Source organism: Arthrobacter sp. SLBN-53, from assembly GCF_006715585.1.
Taxonomy (GTDB): Bacteria; Actinomycetota; Actinomycetes; order Mycobacteriales; family Mycobacteriaceae; genus Mycobacterium; species Mycobacterium neoaurum_A.
The window spans coordinates 5,208,932-5,231,570 of the sequence record NZ_VFNN01000001.1; the positions used below are offsets into that span (position 1 = coordinate 5,208,932).

The window sequence follows — 22,639 nt, forward strand, 5'->3', positions numbered from 1 at the left end:
CATGACGTCAACGGAGAAGACCGAAACGGCGGCCATCGCCAGCTTCGCCGATGTGCCGCTGCAGGGGGACGCCACCCCGCCCGCAGCCACCGCCGAAGGCGTCGCCGAGCTGGCGGCCGGGGCCGCCGCGGCACACGGCTACACCCCTGAACAACTGGTGTGGGCGACCCCGGAGGGCATCGACGTCAAGCCGGTCTACATCGCCGCCGACCGTGACGAGGCCGCCGCCGCCGGATATCCGGTGGACAGCTTCCCCGGCGACCCGCCGTTCATCCGCGGGCCCTACCCGACGATGTACGTCAACCAGCCGTGGACGATCCGCCAGTACGCCGGTTTCTCCACCGCCGCCGAGTCCAACGCCTTCTACCGGCGTAACCTGGCCGCCGGTCAGAAGGGCCTTTCGGTCGCCTTCGATCTGGCCACCCACCGCGGTTACGACTCCGACCATCCGCGGGTCGCCGGCGATGTCGGTATGGCGGGTGTGGCCATCGACTCGATCCTGGACATGCGCCAACTCTTCGACGGTATCGACCTGGGCAGCGTGTCGGTGTCGATGACGATGAACGGCGCGGTGCTGCCGATCCTGGCGCTCTACGTGGTCGCCGCCGAGGAGCAGGGGGTGGCTCCGGAGAAACTGGCCGGGACCATCCAGAACGACATCCTCAAAGAGTTCATGGTCCGCAACACCTACATCTACCCGCCCAAACCGTCGATGCGGATCATCTCCGACATCTTCGGCTACACCAGCGCCAAGATGCCGAAGTTCAACAGCATCTCGATCTCGGGTTACCACATCCAGGAAGCCGGCGCGACGGCCGATCTGGAGCTGGCCTACACGCTGGCCGACGGCGTCGAGTACATCAAGGCGGGCCTGGACGCCGGCCTGGACATCGACAAGTTCGCGCCGCGGCTGTCCTTCTTCTGGGGCATCGGGATGAACTTCTTCATGGAGGTGGCCAAGCTGCGTGCCGGCCGGCTGCTGTGGAGTGAGCTGGTCTCGCAATTCGACCCGAAGAGCTCCAAATCGCTGTCCCTGCGCACCCATTCGCAGACCTCCGGTTGGTCGTTGACCGCGCAGGACGTCTTCAACAACGTCGCGCGCACCTGTGTGGAGGCGATGGCCGCCACCCAGGGGCACACCCAGTCGTTGCACACCAACGCGCTCGACGAGGCGCTGGCGCTGCCGACCGACTTCTCCGCTCGGATCGCCCGCAACACCCAGCTGTTGCTGCAGCAGGAGTCGGGCACGACCCGGCCGATCGATCCGTGGGGCGGCTCGTATTACGTCGAGTGGCTGACCCATCAGCTCGCCGACCGGGCCAGGGCACATATCAAGGAGGTCGCCGAATACGGCGGCATGGCCCAGGCCATCGACGCGGGCATCCCCAAGATGCGCATCGAGGAGGCCGCCGCGCGCACCCAGGCACGCATCGACTCCGGTGTGCAGGCACTGATCGGTGTGAACAAGTACCAGGTCGCCGAGGATCAGGAGATCGAGGTCCTCAAGGTCGAGAACAGCCGGGTGCGCGCCGAACAGCTGGCCAAGCTGGAGCGCCTCCGCTCGGAAAGAGATGAGCACGCCACCCAGGCCGCGCTTGCCGAATTGACCCGTGCCGCTGGGGAGAACGTGGCCACCGGGGAGGATGGTCTCGGCAACAACCTGATGGCGCTGGCCATCAACGCGGCCCGCGCCCACGCCACCGTCGGTGAGATATCCGATGCGTTGGAGAAGGTGTACGGCCGTCATGTCGCGGAGATCCGCACCATCTCCGGCGTGTATCGCGACGAGGTCGGGAAGGCTGGCAACGTGAGTACCGCGACGGATCTGGTGGAGCGCTTCGCCGAGGCCGACGGACGACGTCCGCGCATCCTGGTGGCCAAGATGGGCCAGGACGGACACGACCGGGGACAGAAGGTGATCGCGACGGCATTCGCCGATATCGGCTTCGACGTGGACGTCGGTTCGCTGTTCTCCACCCCGGACGAGGTGGCGCGTCAGGCCGCCGACAACGACGTGCACGTCGTCGGGGTGTCCTCGCTGGCTGCCGGTCACCTCACGCTGGTGCCCGCACTGCGCGACGCGCTGGCCGAGGTGGGTCGCCCGGACATCATGGTCGTGGTGGGCGGGGTCATCCCGCCCGGGGACTTCGACGAGTTGTATGCCGCGGGTGCCACCGCGATCTTCCCGCCGGGAACCGTGATCGCCGACGCAGCGATCGGCCTGCTGCACAAGCTGGCCGAGCGACTCGGGTACAGCCTGGCTTGATGAGCCGCTCGGATCTTGCGCCCGCAGAAATGGCGGCGGCACTGCGCAGCGGGGATCGCGCGGCCCTGGCGCGCGCGATCACCCTCGTCGAGTCGACGCGCGCCGATCACCGGCAGCGGGCACAGGAGCTGCTGCTGGAGCTGATGCCGGACGCGGGCAGCGCCGTCCACGTGGGCATCACCGGGGTGCCCGGGGTCGGCAAGTCGACGACGATCGAGGCGCTGGGCATGCACCTGATCGAGGCCGGGCATCGGGTGGCGGTGCTGGCCGTGGATCCGTCCTCGACGCGCACCGGCGGGTCGATCCTCGGGGACAAGACCCGGATGGCGAAGTTGGCCGTCCACCCCGAGGCCTACATCCGGCCTTCCCCGACATCGGGGACCCTCGGTGGGGTGGCCCGGGCCACCCGCGAGACCATCGTGCTGCTGGAGGCGGCAGGCTTCGACGTGATCCTTGTCGAGACCGTCGGGGTGGGCCAATCCGAGGTGACGGTGTCGGACATGGTGGACACCTTCGTGTTCCTGACCCTGGCCCGCACCGGAGATCAGTTGCAGGGCATCAAGAAGGGCGTCCTGGAGCTGGCCGACATCGTGGTGGTCAACAAGGCCGACGGTCCGCATGCCGTCGAGGCGCGAGCCGCCGCGCGCGAGCTGGCCGGCGCCTTGCGGTTGATCTATCCGCGCGAAACTCTTTGGCGGCCACCGGTTCTCACTATGAGCGCACTGACCGGCGACGGGCTGGAACAGCTGTGGCAGACGGTGGAGGAACACCGCAGGGTGCTGACCGAGGCGGGGGAGTTCGAGTCGCGCCGACGCACCCAGCAGGTGAACTGGACCTGGTCCATGGTCCGTGACACGGTGTTGGACCGAGTGCTGAGCAACCCGGAGGTCAAGCGGATCCGTGCCGATGTCGAGCGTCAGGTGCGCGATGGCGAGCTGACCGCGGCCCTGGCGGCCCAGCGGATCCTCGACGCCGCCGACTGAGTCGGCGCGGACACGGTTATGGCTGGCGGGATGCCGCTTTTCGGCAAACCCCGACGTCCTCACGGTTAGGTAACAGTCCTCGGTAGTTAGCCAGCCGGCGGAGTACATTGTGGCGACTGTGACCTACGCAATAGATGGTGAGCGCAACGACGCGTTCGCCGAGCAGACCGGGGGCGTCCGCGCCGGCGTCCTGCCGCGCGGCGTGCGCGGTGCCGCCGATCCCAGCTTCGCGCTCGCGGTACAGGCCTTCTCCCGGCTGTTCGGTCCGCGCCGGTTCGGCGGCGGCGCGTTGACGGTGTACCTGGACGGGGTTCCCGTCGTCGACGTCTGGACCGGCTGGGCCGATCGCGCGGGCCGGCGACGCTGGTCGGCCGATACCGGCGCCATGGTCTTCTCCGCGACCAAGGGTCTGGCTTCCACGGTCATCCACCGGCTGGTGGACCGTGGACTCGTCGATTACGACGCGCCGGTCGCCGAGTACTGGCCGGAATTCGGCGCCAGGGGCAAGGGCGCGATCACGGTCCGCGACGTCATGCGGCACCGGGCGGGTTTGTCCCAGCTCAACGGTGTCACCAGGGCAGACCTGCTCGACCATGTCCGGATGGAGGAGCGCATCGCCGCCGCGCCGCCGGGGTTGTTGCGTGGTCGGCCCGCCTACCATGCCCTGACCTACGGCTGGCTGGTCTCGGGACTGGCCCGGTCCGTCACCGGGCTGGGTATGCGTGAGCTCTTCCGGACCGAGCTGGCGCGCCCGCTCGACGTGGATGGCATCCATTTGGGGCGGCCGCCGGTCTCGGCACCGACCCAGCCCGCCCAGATCATCGGTCCGCAGCGGCATCTGCAGAACCCGATCGTCAATTTGCTCACCCCGCGGCTGGCGGCGCTGCCGGTCTCAGGGGGCCTGGGCGCGCTCTACTTCCCAGGGATGAAGTCAGTGGTGCAGGGGGAGACCCCGCTGTTGGACAGCGAGATGGCGTCGGCCAACGGGGTGTCGACCGCGCGCGGCTTGGCGCGGGTGTACGGCGCGATCGCCAACGGCGGTGAGATCGACGGCACCCGGTTCCTTTCCGGTTCGGTGGTGGCGGGTCTGACCGGCCCGCGCAGCCTGCATCCCGACGGATCACTGGGTATGCCGATGTCCTTCCACCTCGGCTACCACGGGTTGCCGCTGCCCGGTGTGCTCCCGGGGTTCGGCCATGTCGGGCTGGGGGGCTCGTTGGGCTGGGCCGATCCGGCCGCCGGGCTGGCATTCGGTTACGTGCACAATCGGCTGCTGACCCCGCTGGTGGTCGCCGATCAGGCCGGGTTCGTGGCGATGGCGGCGCTCATCCGTCGGGGCGCCGCGCGTGCCAGGCAACGGGGTTTCGCGGCGGTTCCGCGCTTCGGTGCGGGATCCGCGGGGCCGGCTGCGACGGCTGTCTGAACGCCTCGGCCGATCCTCGTTTCGGCCGCCCGAAGTTTTGCTTGCCGCGGCGATCATCACGCGATACCGCGGGTAACACGATATTGCTGGTGACCTCGGCAGTTGGCTGGATGAATGGATATACGGCGCCGTGCAAGGGCATTTTGCCGCTGTCGCAGCACCGGACCGGCCCCATTCCGAACGTGCAGATTCCGTTACCCAGTCAAAGGTTGCCAACCTCTCTGGCGAACTCGCCGGGATGCGCGTCGTCGAACCCCCGCGATATCGCGTTACCCGTGTCAGTGTGGTCATTGTGACTGCTGTTTACTCAGCTAGCGCGTGTTGAGCGGGCTGTTCGCGTCTTCGGTCGACAGCTTCTTCACAGTTTCGACGTACGGGTCGACATACCGCATGGTCGGTCCAATATGTTTGCTGGCAAATCCGGTGGCTAATCCATCGCTTGACAAAGTGACTCGAATCACATTTACTTGGACGTCAATATGGATGTTCATTCGCAGGTGGAGAGCCCGATGCGCAGTTGCTGGAATCACAAGACGTAGCTGGTGTAGCCTGCGCAACGGCGCTCTTGACGCTGTAGAGTTCGCAGTGGATTTGCTCGATTTTTAACGCCGTCGTCAACGGGGACGACTACGCTCCGACTCGGAGGCGAGTTGAAGCGAGGTCCGGAGAGGGTGAGGAAGAGTGCGCAACGGTTTTGTGCTCCTGTCAGACCGGCAGCCCGGTTGACCCGGCAGTAGCCAGCGCGCCCACTCAGTCTCGTACTACCCGTTTGGAAGAGGTTTGAACTTCGTGGTTGATACACCTGTCACAACTGTCGCCGTCATCGGGATGGCGTGCCGGTTGCCTGGCGGAATCGACTCACCTGACCGTATGTGGCAGGCGTTGCTCGGTGGCGAGGACCACGTCACCGTCATCCCGGCGGACCGCTGGGATGCCGACGAGTTCTACGACCCCGAGCCCGGCGTGCCCGGCCGGTCGGTCTCCAAATGGGGCGCCTTCCTCGATGACGTAGCCGGCTTCGACGCCGACTTCTTCGGTATCAGCGACCGTGAGGCCACCGCCGTGGACCCGCAGCACCGGCTGCTGCTGGAGACCGCGTGGGAGGCCATCGAGCACGCGGGCATCGACCCCGCGACGCTGCAGGGATCGCGCACCGGTGTGTTCATGGGCCTCACCCACGGTGACTACCAGCTGCTGGCCGCCGACGCGCACTCGATCGAGGGCCCCTACGGATTCACCGGCAACAATTTCAGCATGGCTTCGGGCCGCATCGCCTATCACCTCGGCGTGCACGGGCCGGCCTACTCGGTGGATTCCGCATGCTCCTCCGGTCTGCTCGCCCTGCACCTCGGGTGCCGCAGCCTGCACGACGGAGACAGCGACCTGGTGCTCGCCGGTGGGGTGAACCTCGTCCTGGAGCCCCGCAAGTTGTCCTCGGGTTCCGCGCAGGGCATGTTGTCGCCCACCGGTCAGTGCCACGCGTTCGATGCTGCCGCCGACGGTTTCGTGCCGGGGGAGGCCACCGGCGTCGTGCTGCTCAAGCGTCTCGCCGATGCCGAACGCGACGGCGACCGCATCCTCGCCGTCGTGCGGGGTAGCGCGGTCAACCAGGACGGTCACACCGTCAACATCGCCACGCCCTCGCGCGACGCCCAGGAGGCCGTCTACCGCGCGGCGCTGGCGTCCGGCGATATCGACCCGACCACCGTCGGCATGATCGAGGCGCACGGCACCGGAACTCCTGTCGGTGACCCGATCGAGTTCGCCGGCCTGGCCGCGGTGTACGGCACCGCGGGCCCCGTCGCGCTCGGTTCGTCGAAGACCAACTTCGGCCACGCCCAGTCCGCCGCGGGCACCATCGGCATCATCAAGAGCGTGCTGGCCCTGCAGCACGCGACGGTGCCACCGAACGCCAACTTCAACCGACTCCCCGACGAGCTCGCCAAGATCAAGACCGATCTGTTCGTGCCCGCCGAGATCACCCCGTGGCCCGTCACCGATGCTCCGCGGCGCGCCGCGGTCTCGGCCTACGGACTGTCCGGCACCAACGTGCACGCCGTGCTCGAAGAGGCACCCGCCGTCCCGGCTGCCGCCACCGATACCGACTCGGCCGGTCACGTCTTCGCGCTGTCCTCGACCTCGGCCGAGGAACTGCGCCGCACCGCAGGCCGGCTGGCCGACTGGGTGGCCGCCCAGGGCGAGGACCTCAGCCTGCACGACCTCGCCTACACGCTGGCCCGCCGCCGCGCGCACCGGCCGGTGCGCACCACGGTGCTCGCCGATGACCGCGCGGCATTGATCGCCGCGTTGCGTGAGGTCGCCGACGGTGAGACGCCGTACCAGCGGGCCGTGGGCGACGGTGAACGCGGTCCGGTCTGGGTGTTCTCCGGCCAGGGCTCGCAGTGGGCCCGCATGGGTGCCGGGCTGCTCGACGGTGAGCCGGCCTTCGCCGCCGCCATCGCCGAACTCGAGCCACTGATCGCCGCGGAATCCGGTTTCTCGGTCACCGAGGAGCTGACATCCGCGCAGACCGTCACCGGCATCGACAAGGTGCAGCCGACCGTGTTCGCGGTCCAGGTGGGCCTCGCCGCCACCCTGAAGGCCTACGGGGTGACTCCCGGTGCGGTGATCGGCCACTCGATGGGCGAGGTCGCCGCGTCGGTGGTCTCCGGTGTGCTGACCCTCGCCGACGGCGTCAAGGTCATCTGCCGCCGCTCCAAGCTGATGGCCACCATCGCCGGATCCGGTGCGATGGCCTCGGTCGAACTGCCCGCCCAGCAGGTGCTCTCCGAGCTCGCGGCGCGCGGTGTCAACGATGTCGTGCTCTCGGTGGTGGCATCGCCGCGCTCGACCGTCGTCGGCGGCGCCAAGGAGTCGGTGCGCGAGCTGATCGCCGAATGGGAGAGCCGCGATGTGATGGCCCGTGAGGTCGCCGTCGACGTGGCCTCGCACTCCCCGCAGGTCGACCCGATCCTCGACGACCTGGCCGACGCGCTGGAAGACCTCGATCCGTCCGAGCCCGAGATCGACTACTACTCGGCGACCCTGTACGACCCGCGTGATATCGCCGACTTCGACGCCGACTACTGGGTCGACAACCTGCGCCACGCGGTGCGCTTCGCCGCGGCCGTGCAGGCGGCCCTCGAGGACGGGTACCGCGTCTTCACCGAGCTGTCGCCGCACCCGTTGCTCACCCATGCGGTCGACCAGACCGCCAGCAGCCTGGACATCGCGCACGCGGCACTGGCAAGTGTGCGGCGTGAGCAGGAGCTGCCGCACGGGTTACGGGCCGTGCTCGCCGATCTGCACAACGCCGGCGCCAGGGTGGACTTCTCGGCGCTCTATCCGAGCGGCAACCTCGTCGACGCCCCGCTGCCGACCTGGACGCACCGCGAGCTGATTCTGGTGCGCGACCCGCTGGAACTGGCCCCCGGCGGTGCCACGCTGGCCGTGCATCCGCTGCTGGGCGCGCACGTCCGGCTGCCCGAGGAACCCGAACGGCACGCCTGGCAGGCCGATGTCGGCACCGAGATCCAGCCGTGGCTGGGGGATCACCAGGTGCACAACGTGGCAGCACTGCCGGGTGCGGCGTACTGCGAGATGGCGTTGGCCGCCGCCCGCAACGTCCTCGGCGAGGACGCCGAGGTCCGCGATATCAGCTTCGACCAGATGTTGTTGCTGCAGGAGAGCACCGAGGTGACCGCGGCCGCGACCGTGACCCGCGAGGGATCCGCCGATTTCGCAGTCGAGACCTATCTCGACGGCGAGCAGGTCAAGCGGGCGTCGGCCACGCTGCGGGCCGCCGAAGCCGATACCGTTCCCGCCGCCGTCGACATCGACGGTGAGCTGGCCGCGCACACCGTGCGCGTCGACGGTGCCGAGATGCGCGCCTGGTACAACCAGCGCGGCATCCAGTACGGCCCCGCGTTCGCCGGGTTGGTCGCCGTCTACGTCAACGATGGATCCGATGTGCAGTCGGACTCGGTGCTGGCCGAGGTGGCGCTGCCGGGGTCGATCCGCTCCCAGCAGGGTGCCTATGGCGTGCACCCGGCGCTGCTGGACGCCTGCTTCCAGGCCGTCGGCGCCCATCCCGCACTGCGCGGCGACACGACCGGCACCCTGATGCTGCCGCTGGGGGTGCGCCGGATGCGCGCATTCGGTTCCACCCGCAACGCGCACTACTGCCGCGCCACAATCATCGGTATCACTGCCAACTCCGTCGAGGTCGACCTCGACCTGCTCGACGAGGCTGGCACCGTGCTGCTGGCCGTCGGCGGTTTGCGGTTGGGCACCGGGGTTTCCGACAGCGGGCAGCGCGAGCGCACCTTCAACGACCGGTTGCTCACCGTCGAGTGGCGTCAGCAGGAGCTGCCCGAGGTCGACTACCACGGTGGCGGTCGGTGGTTGCTGATCAGCACCTCGGACGCGGCCGATCTGCTGGCCACCAGGCTTTCCGATGCGCTCAAGAGCCACGAGGTGGACGTCACCACCATGGTGTGGCCGCAGCATTCCGATCACGACACCCACGCCGCCCGGCTGCGTGAGCAGCTGGAGGCGCAGTCCTTCGGCCACGTTCTGGTGGTGACCCCGCCGCGGCACGGTGTGGCCGACGAACAGTCCGGCGTCCGCGGCGCCGACAACGTCCGGCACCTGGTCAAGATCGTCCGCGAGCTCCCGGAGGCCCCGGGCGAGGCGCCGCGGCTGCACGTGCTGACGCGTAACGCCCAGACGGTGTCGGGTGAGGATTCGGCGAACCTGGACGAGGCCGGTCTGCGCGGGCTGATCCGCGTGATCGGCACGGAGTACCCGCAGCTCAAGACCGCGCATATCGATGTCGACGACTACACCGACGCCACCCAGATCGCCGCGCAGCTGTTGTCCGGTTCCGACGAGGACGAGACCGCCTGGCGTTCCAGCCTGTGGTACGTGGCCCGGCTGACGCCCGGCGCGCTGCGGCCCGAGGACCGCCGCACGACGGTGGTCAATCCGGCCCGCGATGGGATGCGTCTGCAGATCCGCACACCGGGGGATATCCAGTCCCTCGAGCTGGCGGCCTTCGAGCGGGTGGCCCCAGGGCCCGGTCAGATCGAGGTCTCGGTCACCGCGTCGAACCTGAACTTCGCCGATGTGCTGGTGGCCTTCGGGCGTTACCCGTCCTTCGAGGGCCGGTTGCCCAAGCTGGGCGCCGATTTCGCCGGTGTCGTCACCGCGGTCGGGCCGGGGGTCACCGGGCACAAGGTCGGTGACCGCGTCGGCGGCATCTCCGCCGACGGCGCCTGGGCCACCTTCGTGACCTGTGATGCCAACCTGGCCGTCACGCTCCCTCCGGGCCTGCCCACCAATCGGGCCGCAGCGGTGCCTAGTGCGCACGCGACCGCCTGGTACAGCCTGCACGACCTGGCCCGCATCAGCGCCGGTGACAAGGTGCTGATCCACTCCGCCACCGGTGGTGTCGGCCAGGCGGCCGTCGCCATCGCGCGGGCCGCCGGGGCCGAGATCTTCGCCACCGCGGGCAGCGAGGCCCGTCGCGAGCTGTTGCGGGGCATGGGCATCGACCATGTCTACGATTCGCGCAGCACCGCGTTCGCCGACCAGATCCGCGCGGATACGGACGGCTACGGGGTCGATATCGTGCTCAACTCGCTGACCGGGGCCTCCCAGAAGGCCGGCCTGGAGCTGTTGTCGTTCGGCGGCCGGTTCGTCGAGATCGGCAAGCGCGACATCTACGGCGATACCCGGATGGGACTGTTCCCGTTCCGTCGCAACCTGTCGTTCTACGCCGTCGACCTCGCGCTGCTGTCGCTGACCGACTCCGACACGCTGCGTCGCCTGCTGGAGGTCTGCTACCAGCAGATCGCCGACGGGGTGCTGCCGCTGCCGGAGACCACGCATTACCCGCTGCAGGACGGTGCCACGGCCATCCGCGTCATGGGTGCCGCCGAGCACACCGGCAAGCTCGTCCTGGACATCCCGCACGGTGGCCAGATCGACGCCGTGGTGCCGCCCGATGAGTTTCGGGCAGCGCGGTCCGATTCGGCATATATCGTCACCGGCGGCCTGACCGGGCTCGGACTTTTCCTCGCCGAGAAACTGGCCGACTCCGGTGCGGGACGCATCGTGCTCAACGGCCGATCGACACCGTCGGAGGCGGCCACCGAGGTCATCGATCGCATCCGCCGCGGTGGGACCGAGGTCGAGGTGCAGCGCGGGGACATCGCCGATCCCGAGACCGCCGACCGGCTGGTCGATGCGGCGTGTGCAACCGGTCTCCCGCTGCGCGGCGTGTTGCACGGAGCGGCGGTCATCGAGGACGCGGTGCTGGCCAACATCACCGACGAACTCATCGAACGCGACTGGGCGCCAAAGGTTTACGGTGCGCTCAACCTGCACCGCGCGACCGCCAAGCAGACGCTGGACTGGTTCTGCGTGTTCTCCTCGGCGGCGGCGTTGGTGGGTTCGCCCGGCCAGGGCGCCTACGCCGCGGCCAACAGCTGGCTCGACGCCTTCACCCACTGGCGTCGCGGTCAGGGCCTGCCCGCGACATCGATCGCGTGGGGCCCCTGGTCGCAGATCGGTGCAGGCACGGCACTGGCGGAATCCGGCGAGGCCGCGATCGAGCCGGAGGAAGGCGCGTACGCGTTCGAAACGCTACTTCGCCACGATAGGCCGTACAGTGGGTATGCACCCGTGGTCGGCACCCCGTGGCTGGCGGCGTTCGCGCAGAGCAGTAAGTTCGCCGAAGCGTTCCGGTCGACGGGTCAGCGCAGTACCGGCAGTGCCTTCCTCGCGGAGCTGCACGAACTGCCGCGTGACGAGTGGCCTGCCCGGATGCGTCGCATGATCTCCGAGCAGATCAGCCTGATCTTGCGGCGGTCGGTTGATCCCGACCGGCCGCTTGCGGAGTACGGGCTGGACTCGCTGGGCACGCTCGAAGTACGAACCCGCATCGAGGCGGAGACAGGTATACGCATCGGATCCGCAGATATTTCGACCATTCGGGTGCTCGCCGATCGTCTGTGTGACGTTCTCGCCCCCGAAGAAGTATCGGTTCCGTCATGATCGAAGGTCGTGCAACGTCGCTCGAACCCCGATCCGACGTCGTCGAAGCAGGAGACAGATTGTGGTAGCGATGAAACCGATCCATGACTGGGTCGGCGAACCAGGTGCCGTGATTTCCTGGCATCCCTCGCGGTCGACCCTGGCCAAGGTCAAGGACGCCCCGGTCAGTGATGTCCCGGTCAGCTACCAGCAGGCACAGCACCTGCTGGCCTACCGCAAGCATTCGGCCGCGGGCACCGACATGGCCAGGCTCAACATCCCGTCCTGGGATATCCCCGGACGCTGTGACGTCCGTGCCATGACGCATGTCATCAACGCGTACCTGCGCAGGCACGACACGTTCCACAGCTGGTTCGAGTACACCGAATCGGGCGAGATCCTGCGCCATACGCTCACCAATCCGCGCGATATCAAGTTCGTCGCCACCGAGCAGGGTGAGATGACCTCCCAGCAGTGGCGTGAGCACATCCTGGCCACCGCCAGCCCGTGGGAATGGGACTGCTTCCACGTCGGAGTGATCCAGCGCGCCGACCACTTCACGGTGTACATCAGCGTCGACCATGTGCACACCGACGCCATGTTCATGGGCCTGGCCTTCGTCGAGATCCACATGATGTACAACGCCCTCGTCGAAGGTGCTGCCCCGCTCAAGCTGCCCGAGCCCGGCAGCTATGACACCTACTGCCGCGAACAGCACGAGTACGTCTCGGCGCTGACCACGGATTCTCCCGAGGTGGCCGGCTGGATCGACTTCCTGCACAGCAGCGGCGGCTCGTTACCGACGTTCCCCCTACCGTTGGGTGACCCCTCGGTCGCCTACACCGGCGATGTCATCACCCTGCCGCTGCTGGACAAGGAACAGGGCGACCGGTTCGAGGCCATCTGCATCGCGGCCGGTGCCCGCTTCAGCGGTGGCGTGTTCGCCTGCGGTGCGATCGCGCAGGCCGCGCTGACCGGTGACGACGTCTACCGCGTGATCACGCCGACCACGACCCGGCGCACGCCCGCGGAGTTCATGACCACCGGCTGGTTCACCGGCCTGGTGCCGATCACCGTCCCGGTGGACACCGAGACCTTCGGCAACACCGCCCGCGCCGCGCAGGAGTCCTTCGACGGCGGGCTGGACCTGGCCCACGTCCCGGTCGAGCGGGTGCTGGAGCTGGGTGCGGAATCACACGGCCTGCGCGCACCCAACGGCGGTGTGCCGATGCTGTCCTACCTCGACGTCGGGCTGCTCTCGCCCGGTGTGATCGCCGAATGGCAGCGGCTCAACGGCACCATCTGGAGTGACTCCCGCGCCGCCTATCAGGTGGGAATGTGGGTCAACCGGGTCGAACACGAGACCACCGTCACCGCGGCGTTCCCGGCGAACCCGATCGCCCGCGAATCGGTCCTGCGCTATCTGGAGGCGATGAAGGCCGTGTATGTCAGCGTCGTCGAGGGTCGCGATCTCGCGATCCTGCCGATCGGCGCCGACGCCGCGAGCCTGAACCTCAAGACGGCCTGATCGCCCTGTTCGCATCGGAGGTGTCGACGCGATGAGTCGTGCCGCCACACGGCCGGCGCAGCGGGACGACCGGATCGACTTCACCGATCAGGCGATGTTCCTCGGCCTGCGTGCCACCGGCCAGGAGGCCGTCATGCAGATCGTGTGGATCTACGAACGTCCCGTCGATCTCGACGCCATCCGCGGATTCCACGCCCATATCGGGTACGGGCTGCTGGGTAGGCGCATCGAACGGTCCGCGCTGCGATTCGGTCGGCACCGCTGGGTGTCGGCCCTGGGCCCGCAGTCCGAGCTCGACTTCGCCGCACCGCGTCCGCGCGCCGAACTGGGCCGCTGGATCGACGAGCGGTCGACCATGCCACTGGACCCCGAGTACGGGCCCGCCTGGCATGTCGGTGTGCTGCCCATGACCGACGGCGCGACCGCGGTCAGCATCGTCATATCGCACTGTGTCAGCGACGGGGGCGGTGCCCTGGCGGCGATGGTGAACGCCATCCATCGCCGACGCCTGGACTTCGGCTACCCGCCGCCGAGGTCACGAACCCGTGCCCGGGCGCTGCGCGCCGATCTGCGCGATACCGTGCGCGGTCTTCCCGAGGTGGGGCGCACCGTGGTCGAGGCGGCCCGCCAGGCGCTGCGCCGACGTGACGAACTGACCGCATCCGGGGCCACCAAACCCGCGATCAGTGGCACTGATGAGCAGGTCTTCACCCCATCGGCGACGGTTCGCATCGCACTCACCGACTGGGACCGCCGGGCCGGCGAACTCGGCGGCAACGGTCATTCGCTGGTGGCCGGGTTCGTCGCCAAACTCGCCGAGCAGATCGGCCGGGTGGGGCCCGACGGGATGGTGACCCTGAACATCCCGCAGGGCGACCGCAGGCCCGGCGACGATGACACCCGGGCCAACGCGGTGATCCTGGTCAATCTGGCCATCGACCCGGCCAAGGTCACCGTCGACCTCGCCGACGCGCGCGCGGCCCTGCGGGAGGGCCTGCGGGCGGCCCGTGAGGTGCCCAACGACGATCTCAAGCTGCTTCCGTTGACCCCGTTCATCCCGAAGCGGGTGGTGCGCAAGATGGCCGACGTGGCCTTCGGCTTTTCCACCGAACTACCGGTGTCGTGCTCGAACATGGGTGATGTGCCCCCGGACCTGCCGAATATCGACGGCACACCGGCCGATGTGGTGTTCCTGCGGGGTATCGACCGGGTGGCCACCCGGCATGCGTTGGAGCAGCGGTGCGGGCTGCTCACCGTGGTGGCGGGCCGGATCAACGGTGCCGAGGTGTTGACGTTCGCCGCGTATGCGCCGGGCGCGGAGAACACCACCGCATGGTTGCGGACCGAATTGGACAAGACGCTGGCCGCCTTCGAGCTGTCCGGTGTGATCGAGTAACGAGGGGACAGTCTGTGGAGTTCACCAACGGCGACGCCGTGGGCAATCGGCTGACGCTGTGGGACGAGGCGATGGTGCGCGCCAACCGGGCGACCGGCCGGGTGCAGATGATCCAGGTGGTCTGGGTCTACGAGCACCCGGTGAACATGGACCAGGTGCGCCGATTCCACCGCAACTTCGGTTACGGGATGGCGGGCCGCCGGGTCGAACGATCCCCGTTGCCGTTCGGCAGATACCGGTGGGTGGCCGCGCTCGGCCCGGCCGCACCGCTGCACGTCAACACCGATCCGTTGCCGCGCGCGGAGATCGGGGACTGGGCCGACCGGTGGGCTCAGGTCACGGTCGATCCGGAGGATGGACCGGGTTGGCAGATGGCTGTGCAATCCTTCACCGAAGGCGTGACGGCCATCTCGGTGGTGGGTTCGCACTGCCTGGGTGACGGGGTGGCCGCGCTGCTGGCCGTCGGCACGGCGGTGGCCGGCGCCAACATCGACATCGGTTATCCGCCGCCGCTGTCGCGGCGGACCGGCCGCGCGATCGTGGAGGACCTGCGCGAGACCGTCCGCGAACTCCCGACCATCGCCCGCGCCGCGCGTAAGGCGGTCAAGGTGCTGCGCGCCGGCGCCCGGGAGGCTGCCCAGGAGGGCACCCAGAAGGCCGCCCCCGCCCGCCCGGCCATCGCCGATCCGCACGAGCGCGTCATCGTCCCCGCCATCACCGCCTACGTCGATCTGGCGGAGTGGGACGCCAAGGCCGAGTCCCTCGGCGGCAACGGTTACTCGATGCTCGCCGCGATCTGCGCCAAGCTCGGCGAACGGATGGGCAGGCGTAACTCGGATGGCAACATCTCGCTGCTGATCGCCATCAGCGACCGCACCGCGCAGACCGACGTCCGGGCCAACGCGATGTCCTTGGTGAACGCCAAGATCGATCCGGCGGACCTGACCGAGGACCTCAGCGGCACCCGCGCCACGCTGCGCAACGCGCTGAAGTCCGCCAAGGATCAGCCCGACGAGATCCTCGAGCTGATGCCGCTGACGCCGCTGGTTCCCAAGCGGCTCGTCAAGAAGGTCGCCGACATCATGATCGCCTCCGACGACAAGCCGGTGGTGTGCTCCAACATGGGCGATCTGCCGTCGATGCTGGCCAGCGTCGACGGCACCGAGGCCGAGTACACATCGTTCTTCGGCATCGACCAGGCCACCCCGCGGTTCGAGCTCGAAAGCGGCGATGGTCAGCTGGTCGTCGTGTCCGGTCGGCTCAATGGCAAGGTCATCATCGGCATCGTCGCCTATGAGGCCGGGGCGGAGAACTCGAAGTCCCGGTTGCGCGCGCTCACCACCGAGGCGCTGGCTGAATTCGACCTCACCGGCGTGTTCGTTTAATACTGCTTACCGATTGAGCTGGTTCTCGAAAGAGAATTGCCGAGAAAGGCATCACCGTGTCCGACACCAACCTCATCGGCGTGCTGCGCGAGCGTGCGAGCCTGCAGCCTGAGGACATCGCGTACACCTTCATGGATTACGACCATGAGTGGGATGGCGTGGCCACCACCCTGACGTGGTCCCAGCTGTATCGCAGGGTCCGCAACCTGGCCTCCGAGATGCGCCAGATCGGTCAGCTCGGCGACCGTGCCGTCATCCTGGCACCGCAGAGCCTGGAGTACGTGATCGGTTTCCTCGCCTCGCTGGAGGCGGGCATCATCGCGGTACCGCTGTCGGTGCCGATGGTCGGCCAGCATGACGAGCGGGTGTCCGCGGTGATCAAGGACTCCACGCCCGCGATCATCCTGACCACCTCGTCGGTGGCCGCCACCGTCGCCGAGTACGCCAAGACCGACGACGGTGCCGCCGCGGCCACCGTCATCGAGGTCGACGCCCTGGATCTGGAGGCCCGGCGCAAGTCGCTGTCCAGCCGTGAGCAGAAGCCCGAGACCGCGTACCTGCAGTACACGTCCGGATCGACGCGGACCCCGGCCGGGGTGATGGTCACCCACCGCAACCTCACCTCGAACTTCGAGCAGATGATGTGCGCGTTCTTCCCGCACTTCGGCAAGGTGCCACCCTCGGGCGCTCACGTGGTGTCGTGGTTGCCCTTCTATCACGACATGGGTCTGCTGCTCGGCATCGTCGCCCCTGTGCTCGGCGGCTGGAGCACCGTGTTCACCACCCCGCTGTCCTTCCTGGCTCGCCCCGCCCGCTGGATCCAGCTGATGGGCAGCTACCCGCGCGTCGTCACCGGCGGCCCGAACTTCGCCTTCGAACTGGCGGCCGGTCGGACCACCGACGAGGATCTCGACGGTATCGACCTCAGCGATGTGATCGCCGTGTACAGCGGCGCCGAGCGGGTGCACGAAGCCACCCTGAAGCGGTTCTCGCAGCGATTCGCCAAGTTCAACTTCGACGAGGGGGTCATCCGGCCCTCGTACGGCCTGGCCGAGGCGACGCTGTTCGTGGGGACCGGCGTTCCCGGCCCGCCCAGCGTGGTGTCCTTCGACCCGGAGAAGTTGTCCGCCGGGGTGGCCGAGCGCACCGCCGACGGCAGCGGAACGAAACTGGTGGGGTACGGCCGCCCCGAGGACCCCGTGGTGCGCATCGTCGATGCGGAGACGCTGGTCGAGGTGCCTGCCGGCAGTATCGGCGAGATCTGGTCCTACGGTGAGAACAACTGCCTCGGCTACTGGGACAAGCCCGAACAGACCGAGCACACCTTCGGCGGGATGATCACCGACCCGTCCGAGGGCACGCCCGCGGGCCCCTGGTTGCGCACCGGTGACCTGGGCTTCCTCTCCGACGGTGAGCTCTTCATCATCGGCCGGATCAAGGATCTGCTGATCGTGCGCGGCAGCAACCACTATCCCGACGATATCGAGGCGACCATCCAGGAGATCACCGGTGGCCGGGTTGCGGCGATCGCGGTCGACGGGGACCGCAGCGAGCAGCTCGTCGCGATCATCGAGGTCAAGAAGCGCGGTGACTCCGAGGCCGAGGTGATGGAGAACCTCCTCGACATCAAACGCTCCGTGGCATCGGCGGTATCGCAGACGCACGGTATCGCCGCCGCCGACCTGGTGCTGGTGCCGCGCGGGGCCATCCCGATCACCACCAGCGGCAAGATCCGCCGCCAATCCTGTGTCCAGAAGTACCGTGACGGCGAGTTCGCGCGGCTCGACGAAAACCTGCAAACGGTGTGACCGGTGGGTGACAACACCCTGGCCTATATCGACCAGGCGTCGTTCCTGGGGCTGCGGGCCCTCGGCCGCGGCCCGATCGTCCAGACGGTCTGGGTGTATGAGCGGCCGGTCGATATCGACGGTCTGCGGCGGTTGCGCCGCGAACTGGGCCACGGCCTGCTGGGCAGGCGGATCGAACCATCGGTCCTGCCGTTCGGCAGGCACCGGTGGGTGTCCGACACCAGCGCGCCGACACTCGACCTCTCGGTACAGGAGATATCCCGCAGCGAGGTGGGGGACTGGGCCAACGGCCGGCTCGCGGTGCCGATAGATCCGGAACGCGGCCCGGGATGGCGGCTGGCGGTGCAGCCGTTGGTCGACGGTGGCGCAGCGGTCAGCCTCACCGCCTCGCACTCCCTGGTCGACGGCCTCGGGTTCATCTCCGCCGTCACCGACGCCGTGAACGGTGTGCGGCACGATCTGGGTTACCCACCGCCCGGATCCCGGCCGCGCCGAAGGGCTTTCGCTCAGGACGCCCGCCAGACACTGGCCGCTGTTCCGGAGGTGGCCGCCGCGGTGGTGGCCTCGGCCCGGGTCGCCAGGGCCGAGCGCGCAGACCTCACGACGTCGATCAAGGCCGCCGGGGACGTGCCGCCCGGCGACGACGTACCGATGGTTCCGCCGTCGGTGATCACGTTCGTCGATCTCGATCAGTGGGATGCCTGCGCGAAACGGCTTGGCGGCAGTAGCAATTCGCTGTTCGCCGGACTCGCGGCCCGAATCGGTGCACGCCTGGGCCGGTTGAACTCGGCAGGCCGGGCGAACCTGTCCTGGCCGGTGAGCGAGCGTACTGCCGGTGATACCAGGGCCAATGCGCTGGTATCGGTGTCGATGACGGCCGACCCGGACGAGGTGCTGGGCGATCTGGGCGGGGTCCGCGCCGCCATGCGGCAGGCACTCGCGGAGTCGGCGCAGACCTCGGTGAAATTGACCGGCCCGCTGCCGCTCACCCCGTTCACCCCCAAGGTCGTCCTGCGTCGGCTGGAGGGCATGGTGCTCGCGGTCAACGATCCGATCGGCTGCTCGAATCTCGGCGAGCCCGAGGACGCGTTCAGCTGTCCCGACGGTACCCCCGCGGATTTCGTGTTGATGCGCGGTGTGGAGCCCAATGTGACCAGCAGGGAGCTCAACCGGATCGGTGGCCAACTCGTGTTGGGCGGAATCCGGGCCAGGGGACGGTTCGGGGTCTCGGTATCCGCCTGGTCGGTGCACGGGCCGAATTCGAAAGCAGCGTTGCGCGAACTGGTCTCGGCGGCCTACGCGGACTTCGGACTCACCGGGCTGGTCGAGCTGTAGTCCGTCCGGTCACAGTCCGGTGATGCCGAGCCCGATCAGGATCACGCCGACGACCGCGACGAAAACACCCGCCTGCTTGCGGGTTCGGCTGCGCACCCACGCGTTCATCTGCTGCACCCATGTCCGGGTCTTCTCCGGCGCCACGATGAAGCTCAGCATCGGCAACGTCGCGGCCCACCCGGCCAGCAGCAGGAAGGTCAGCAGCGCCAATCCCTGCTCCAGCGGCGGGGTTTGGGACGCGATGATGATCGCGAGCAACGCGAAATAGTCGATACTCGGCATCGCCGTCGCGGCACCGATGGACGCCGCGAACACCGGCGACTCACTCTTGAGGAACTGGCGGATCCGGGCGAGGAACCGCGTCCGCCGGCGCGGCGGTGTGGCTTCGGCGACCACATCGGCGACGACCTCTTCATGCCCCGAACCTTCATGGCCCGCACCGTGATCGCCCGCGCCGTCGACCGCGGCGGGCTCGCCACCACCGGCTGGGATCTTGTCCTTCGGCCGGAACCGGTCCAGCGGGATCTTCGAGGCCAGTACCGCACCAAGCAGCACCAGCACCGCGCCGAAGGCGATCTGGAGTGGGGCGGGGTGAATGTTGCTGTCGCCCAGGAAACTGCGGTGGAAGACGAACAGGACGGTCAGTCCGACGCTGAGGCTGATGGTCAGCCCGGTGCACTGGAAGACGATGAGGTGTCGGATGGGATGCCGTCTGGTCAGCAACAGTGCGATCAACCCGAGGCGTGTGGGTTCGATGCTGACGGTGAGGCCGAGCAGCACAACGGTCGTCCACACGAGCGCAAACGGTACCGTTTGGGTTCGCCGTCGGCAACTTGCGTCACCCGCCGGTGCGCGCCGCCTCCTCGAGCAGGTCGGCGGCAGTCCCGACGCTCTGCGATGCCGGGCGCATCCTTCCGGCGAGCAAACGCGCGCTCTCGGTGACGCCCGGCGCCAGCACGGTGCGCAGGTCGGCGAGCAGGGAGTCCCGCGTGGTGGCGGAGAAACGACGGTAGGCGCCGACGCCGAGACGCTCGACCTGTTTGCCCCACAGTGGTTGTTCGGCGGCCACCCACAACACCAGGGTGGGGATCCCGGCGCGCAGGCCGGCGGCGGTCGTTCCGGCACCACCGTGGTGGACGACGGCGCGGCACGACGGGAACACCGCCGAATGGTTGACCGCGGGCACGACCAAGACGGAGTCGGTGGGCGCGGTCTCGTCGAACGCCGAGAAGCCCGCGCAGATCAGCGCGCGCTCACCCAGCTCGGCGCAGACATCGCTGATCATGCGCACCGCCTCGGCGGGGGAGTCCAGCGGCATACTGCCGAACCCGAAGTAGATCGGCGGGCTGCCGCCCGCGATCCACGAACTCACCTCCCGGTCCACCCCGGTGGACTTCTGCAATGTCATGGCCCCGATGAGGGGGCGCCGCTCGCCCCATTCGGCGGCCAGCCCGGGGAAGAACACCGGATCGTAGGCCTGGATCTCCAGCGCGCCACCGGAGACGATGCGGGTCACCGGTGAGTTCTTCGCCGGCGGCAGACCCAACTCCGCGCGCTGGCGGGCCTCGGCCGGTCGCAGCAGTTGCCAATGCACCCATGAACCTGCCGCATACCCCGCGGCGAGCATCGCCTTCGGTACCCGCACCGGCAGCAGTTCGCTGGTGGCACGCACCGGGAAGTAATGCACCTCGGCGAGCGGAAGTCCGCGGGACTCGGCGATGTTGGCAGCGATCTCCTGATAGGCGGTACCGGTCACGATCAGATCCGCGTCGCTGGCCAGCGACAGCAGTGTCCGGCTCATCTCTTCCCAACCGCGGGTGGCCGCGGCCCTGGCCCTACGCACCGCGTTGAGGGGATTACCCAGTCGCATCCAGTCCGCCGGAGTGGCTGCGGTGAGCGCGTCGGGGCGCTCGAAGACGTCGCCTTCGAGCTGCTTCTGCGAATCGGGGCCGTAGCCGACGGCGGACAGCCCGACCGACTCGACGAACCCGACCAGATTCGGCGGCACCGCCATCGGCACCTCGTGTCCGCGGCGCTGAAGCTCAAGAGCCACGGCCGCACACGGTTCGACGTCGCCGCGGGTGCCGTGGATGGTGATCGCGATCTTCATCGGTCGCCGTCGTCGAACGGCGCACCGTGGCATCCGGTCGGCACGCCGACAGACTATATACTCGCCGCGTCAGGCGGCACGGGCCGCCATAATTTCAGAAGGGGCCAGATGACGAGCAGCGCGGTCAGCACCGGCCCCAGCCGCCGCTACTACCTGACGTTCGGTGTCCTGCTGTTGGTGTGGGCCACGGTGCTCGTGCTGGTCGCGGCGAGGTTCGTCCCGGACGGTTACTGGTACTCCTACTTCTCCGTCGACTATTCGCAGGGCTTCATCCGGCGCGGCCTGGCCGGCGAGATCGTCAACCTCTTCCCCGACGAGCGGTACTTCGGCGCGTTGGCGGTGCTGCGCTGGATTCCGACGGTGCTGTTCGCCCTCGGCCTTGCCGCGGTGGCCTGGTTCGTCGCGGTGCGCAGCGGCCGATCCGATCGCAGGTGGTTGCTGGCACTCCTGATTCCCGTGCTGCCCTTCGGTTTTGCCTTCGGTGTGTTCTCGGCGCGTACAGATCTTCTCGGCGCCGCGGCGCTGGCCGTGTTCGCGGTCGCCCTGGCCGTGGTCACCACCCGTCGCGCGGTGATCATCAGCTCGGCGGTGTACGGGGCGGTCACGGTGGTGCTGACCCTGATCCACGAGGCAACGGTCTTCCTGTTCGGGCTCGGCGCGATCGTGGCGCTGGTGGTGCTGTCGGCACATCTCGGTACCGGCGTCCTGCGCCTGTGTGCGGCGCTGGCCCTGGGTCCCGGAATCGTGGCGGCTCTGACGGTGTCGTTGTTCGGTGCTCGTGGGAAGTCGGCGGCGCTGTGCGAGGTGGTGCCGCACGGCGTGATGAATCATCCGCTGGCCGGGAATCCGACACCGGGGCAGCTGCTGCGTGGGTTCCGCTACGAGGTCGATTATCACGACTGGATGTGCCGGGCGATCCTGCCGCTGTTCGACCAGAGCTTCGGCGATGCGCTGGGCTTCGTCGCCAGCATCGGCGTGGTGGCGCTGCTGGGATCGACCATCTACGGCGTCGTGGTGCTTGCCGTGTCGATGGGCCTCATCGCCGAGGTGTCCGGCGTGTCGGTGGCACGGTTCCGCGAAGCCTTGTCGGCGCAGCGAGTCGCGGTCGCCGTCGGGCTGGTACTGATCCTGCCGGTGTTCCTGACCGGCGTGGACTGGATCCGATGGTGGGTCATCATCGCCTTCGACCTCGCCATCGTGTTCCTGCTGTTCGTGAGTCGACGTGCCGAGATCGATCAGCCCCCGACGCCTCGCTCGGTGAAGGTGCTCACGGTCCTCGCCCTCGTGCTGGCGTTGGTGCCGATCGGCATCATCCCGGGATTCGGGGCGCCGGTACCGATGTGATCCGTGCTGATGTGATCTGTACT

The 22,639-nt window shown here is 68.3% G+C and carries 12 protein-coding genes; 10 read left to right on the plus strand and 2 right to left on the minus strand.

From position 1 onward, the window contains the following. Position 1 precedes the first annotated feature (1 nt). The 9 genes from scpA to FBY28_RS25040 all read left to right on the plus strand — a co-directional run bounded on the left by scpA (position 2) and on the right by FBY28_RS25040 (position 19,162). Positions 2 to 2,266, plus strand: coding sequence for a methylmalonyl-CoA mutase (gene scpA, locus FBY28_RS25000; protein WP_141869834.1), 2,265 nt, complete (start codon positions 2 to 4; stop codon positions 2,264 to 2,266). Further along, complete coding sequence (gene meaB / locus FBY28_RS25005) at positions 2,266 to 3,249, plus strand: methylmalonyl Co-A mutase-associated GTPase MeaB (RefSeq protein ID WP_141869835.1); 984 nt, start codon at positions 2,266 to 2,268, stop codon at positions 3,247 to 3,249. The genes scpA and meaB overlap by 1 nt, the downstream gene beginning before the upstream one ends. 118 nt (positions 3,250 to 3,367) lie before the next feature. Continuing rightward, a complete protein-coding gene (gene lipL, locus FBY28_RS25010; RefSeq protein ID WP_141869836.1) occupies positions 3,368 to 4,672 on the plus strand; it encodes an esterase/beta-lactamase LipL in 1,305 nt (434 codons plus the stop codon). A gap of 789 nt (positions 4,673 to 5,461) precedes the next feature. Beyond that, positions 5,462 to 11,731 (plus strand): sulfolipid-1 biosynthesis phthioceranic/hydroxyphthioceranic acid synthase, encoded by a 6,270-nt coding sequence (pks2, locus tag FBY28_RS25015; protein WP_141869837.1) that lies wholly within the window; start codon positions 5,462 to 5,464, stop codon positions 11,729 to 11,731. Between the two features lie 70 nt (positions 11,732 to 11,801). Next, positions 11,802 to 13,238: a condensation domain-containing protein gene (locus tag FBY28_RS25020; protein WP_141869838.1), complete on the plus strand. Its 1,437-nt coding sequence runs from the start codon at positions 11,802 to 11,804 to the stop codon at positions 13,236 to 13,238. Positions 13,239 to 13,269: 31 nt separating this feature from the next. After that, the gene (locus tag FBY28_RS25025) at positions 13,270 to 14,634 is read left to right on the plus strand and encodes a condensation domain-containing protein (RefSeq protein ID WP_141869839.1); all 1,365 of its coding nucleotides are present in this window, start codon (positions 13,270 to 13,272) and stop codon (positions 14,632 to 14,634) included. A gap of 14 nt (positions 14,635 to 14,648) precedes the next feature. Then, positions 14,649 to 16,019 (plus strand): WS/DGAT/MGAT family O-acyltransferase, encoded by a 1,371-nt coding sequence (locus FBY28_RS25030; protein ID WP_141869840.1) that lies wholly within the window; start codon positions 14,649 to 14,651, stop codon positions 16,017 to 16,019. 56 nt (positions 16,020 to 16,075) lie between these two features. Next, on the plus strand, positions 16,076 to 17,827 hold the full coding sequence (locus FBY28_RS25035) for an AMP-binding protein (RefSeq protein ID WP_141869841.1): 1,752 nt from the start codon (positions 16,076 to 16,078) through the stop codon (positions 17,825 to 17,827). A 3-nt stretch (positions 17,828 to 17,830) separates the two neighbouring features. Further along, positions 17,831 to 19,162, plus strand: coding sequence for a hypothetical protein (locus FBY28_RS25040; RefSeq protein WP_141869842.1), 1,332 nt, complete (start codon positions 17,831 to 17,833; stop codon positions 19,160 to 19,162). Positions 19,163 to 19,171: 9 nt separating this feature from the next. Here the strand turns inward: FBY28_RS25040 and FBY28_RS25045 are convergent, their stop codons facing one another. Together FBY28_RS25045 and FBY28_RS25050 are read right to left on the minus strand one after the other, a co-directional pair. Continuing rightward, entirely contained in the window at positions 19,172 to 19,957 is a 786-nt protein-coding gene (locus FBY28_RS25045) for a GAP family protein (RefSeq protein ID WP_141869843.1), read from the minus strand. Between the two features lie 43 nt (positions 19,958 to 20,000). Further along, positions 20,001 to 21,272 carry a glycosyltransferase gene (locus FBY28_RS25050; RefSeq protein ID WP_141869844.1) on the minus strand — a complete coding sequence of 424 codons (1,272 nt, stop codon included), beginning with the start codon at positions 21,270 to 21,272 and terminating at the stop codon, positions 20,001 to 20,003. Between the two features lie 108 nt (positions 21,273 to 21,380). Here FBY28_RS25050 and FBY28_RS25055 point away from each other — a divergent pair, with 108 nt between their 5' ends. Continuing rightward, the gene (locus FBY28_RS25055; protein WP_141869845.1) at positions 21,381 to 22,616 is read left to right on the plus strand and encodes an Rv1490 family membrane protein; all 1,236 of its coding nucleotides are present in this window, start codon (positions 21,381 to 21,383) and stop codon (positions 22,614 to 22,616) included. Positions 22,617 to 22,639: the final 23 nt, after the last annotated feature.

What these genes read in the sequence shown, in the direction of transcription:
- scpA (WP_141869834.1), top strand. Translation starts at nt 2, where the DNA reads ATGACGTCAACGGAGAAGACCGAAACGGCGGCCATCGCCAGCTTCGCC.
- meaB (WP_141869835.1), top strand. Translation starts at nt 2,266, where the DNA reads ATGAGCCGCTCGGATCTTGCGCCCGCAGAAATGGCGGCGGCACTGCGC.
- FBY28_RS25020 (WP_141869838.1), top strand. Translation starts at nt 11,802, where the DNA reads ATGAAACCGATCCATGACTGGGTCGGCGAACCAGGTGCCGTGATTTCC.
- FBY28_RS25025 (WP_141869839.1), top strand. Translation starts at nt 13,270, where the DNA reads ATGAGTCGTGCCGCCACACGGCCGGCGCAGCGGGACGACCGGATCGAC.
- FBY28_RS25050 (WP_141869844.1), bottom strand. Translation starts at nt 21,272, where the DNA reads ATGAAGATCGCGATCACCATCCACGGCACCCGCGGCGACGTCGAACCG.
- FBY28_RS25055 (WP_141869845.1), top strand. Translation starts at nt 21,381, where the DNA reads ATGACGAGCAGCGCGGTCAGCACCGGCCCCAGCCGCCGCTACTACCTG.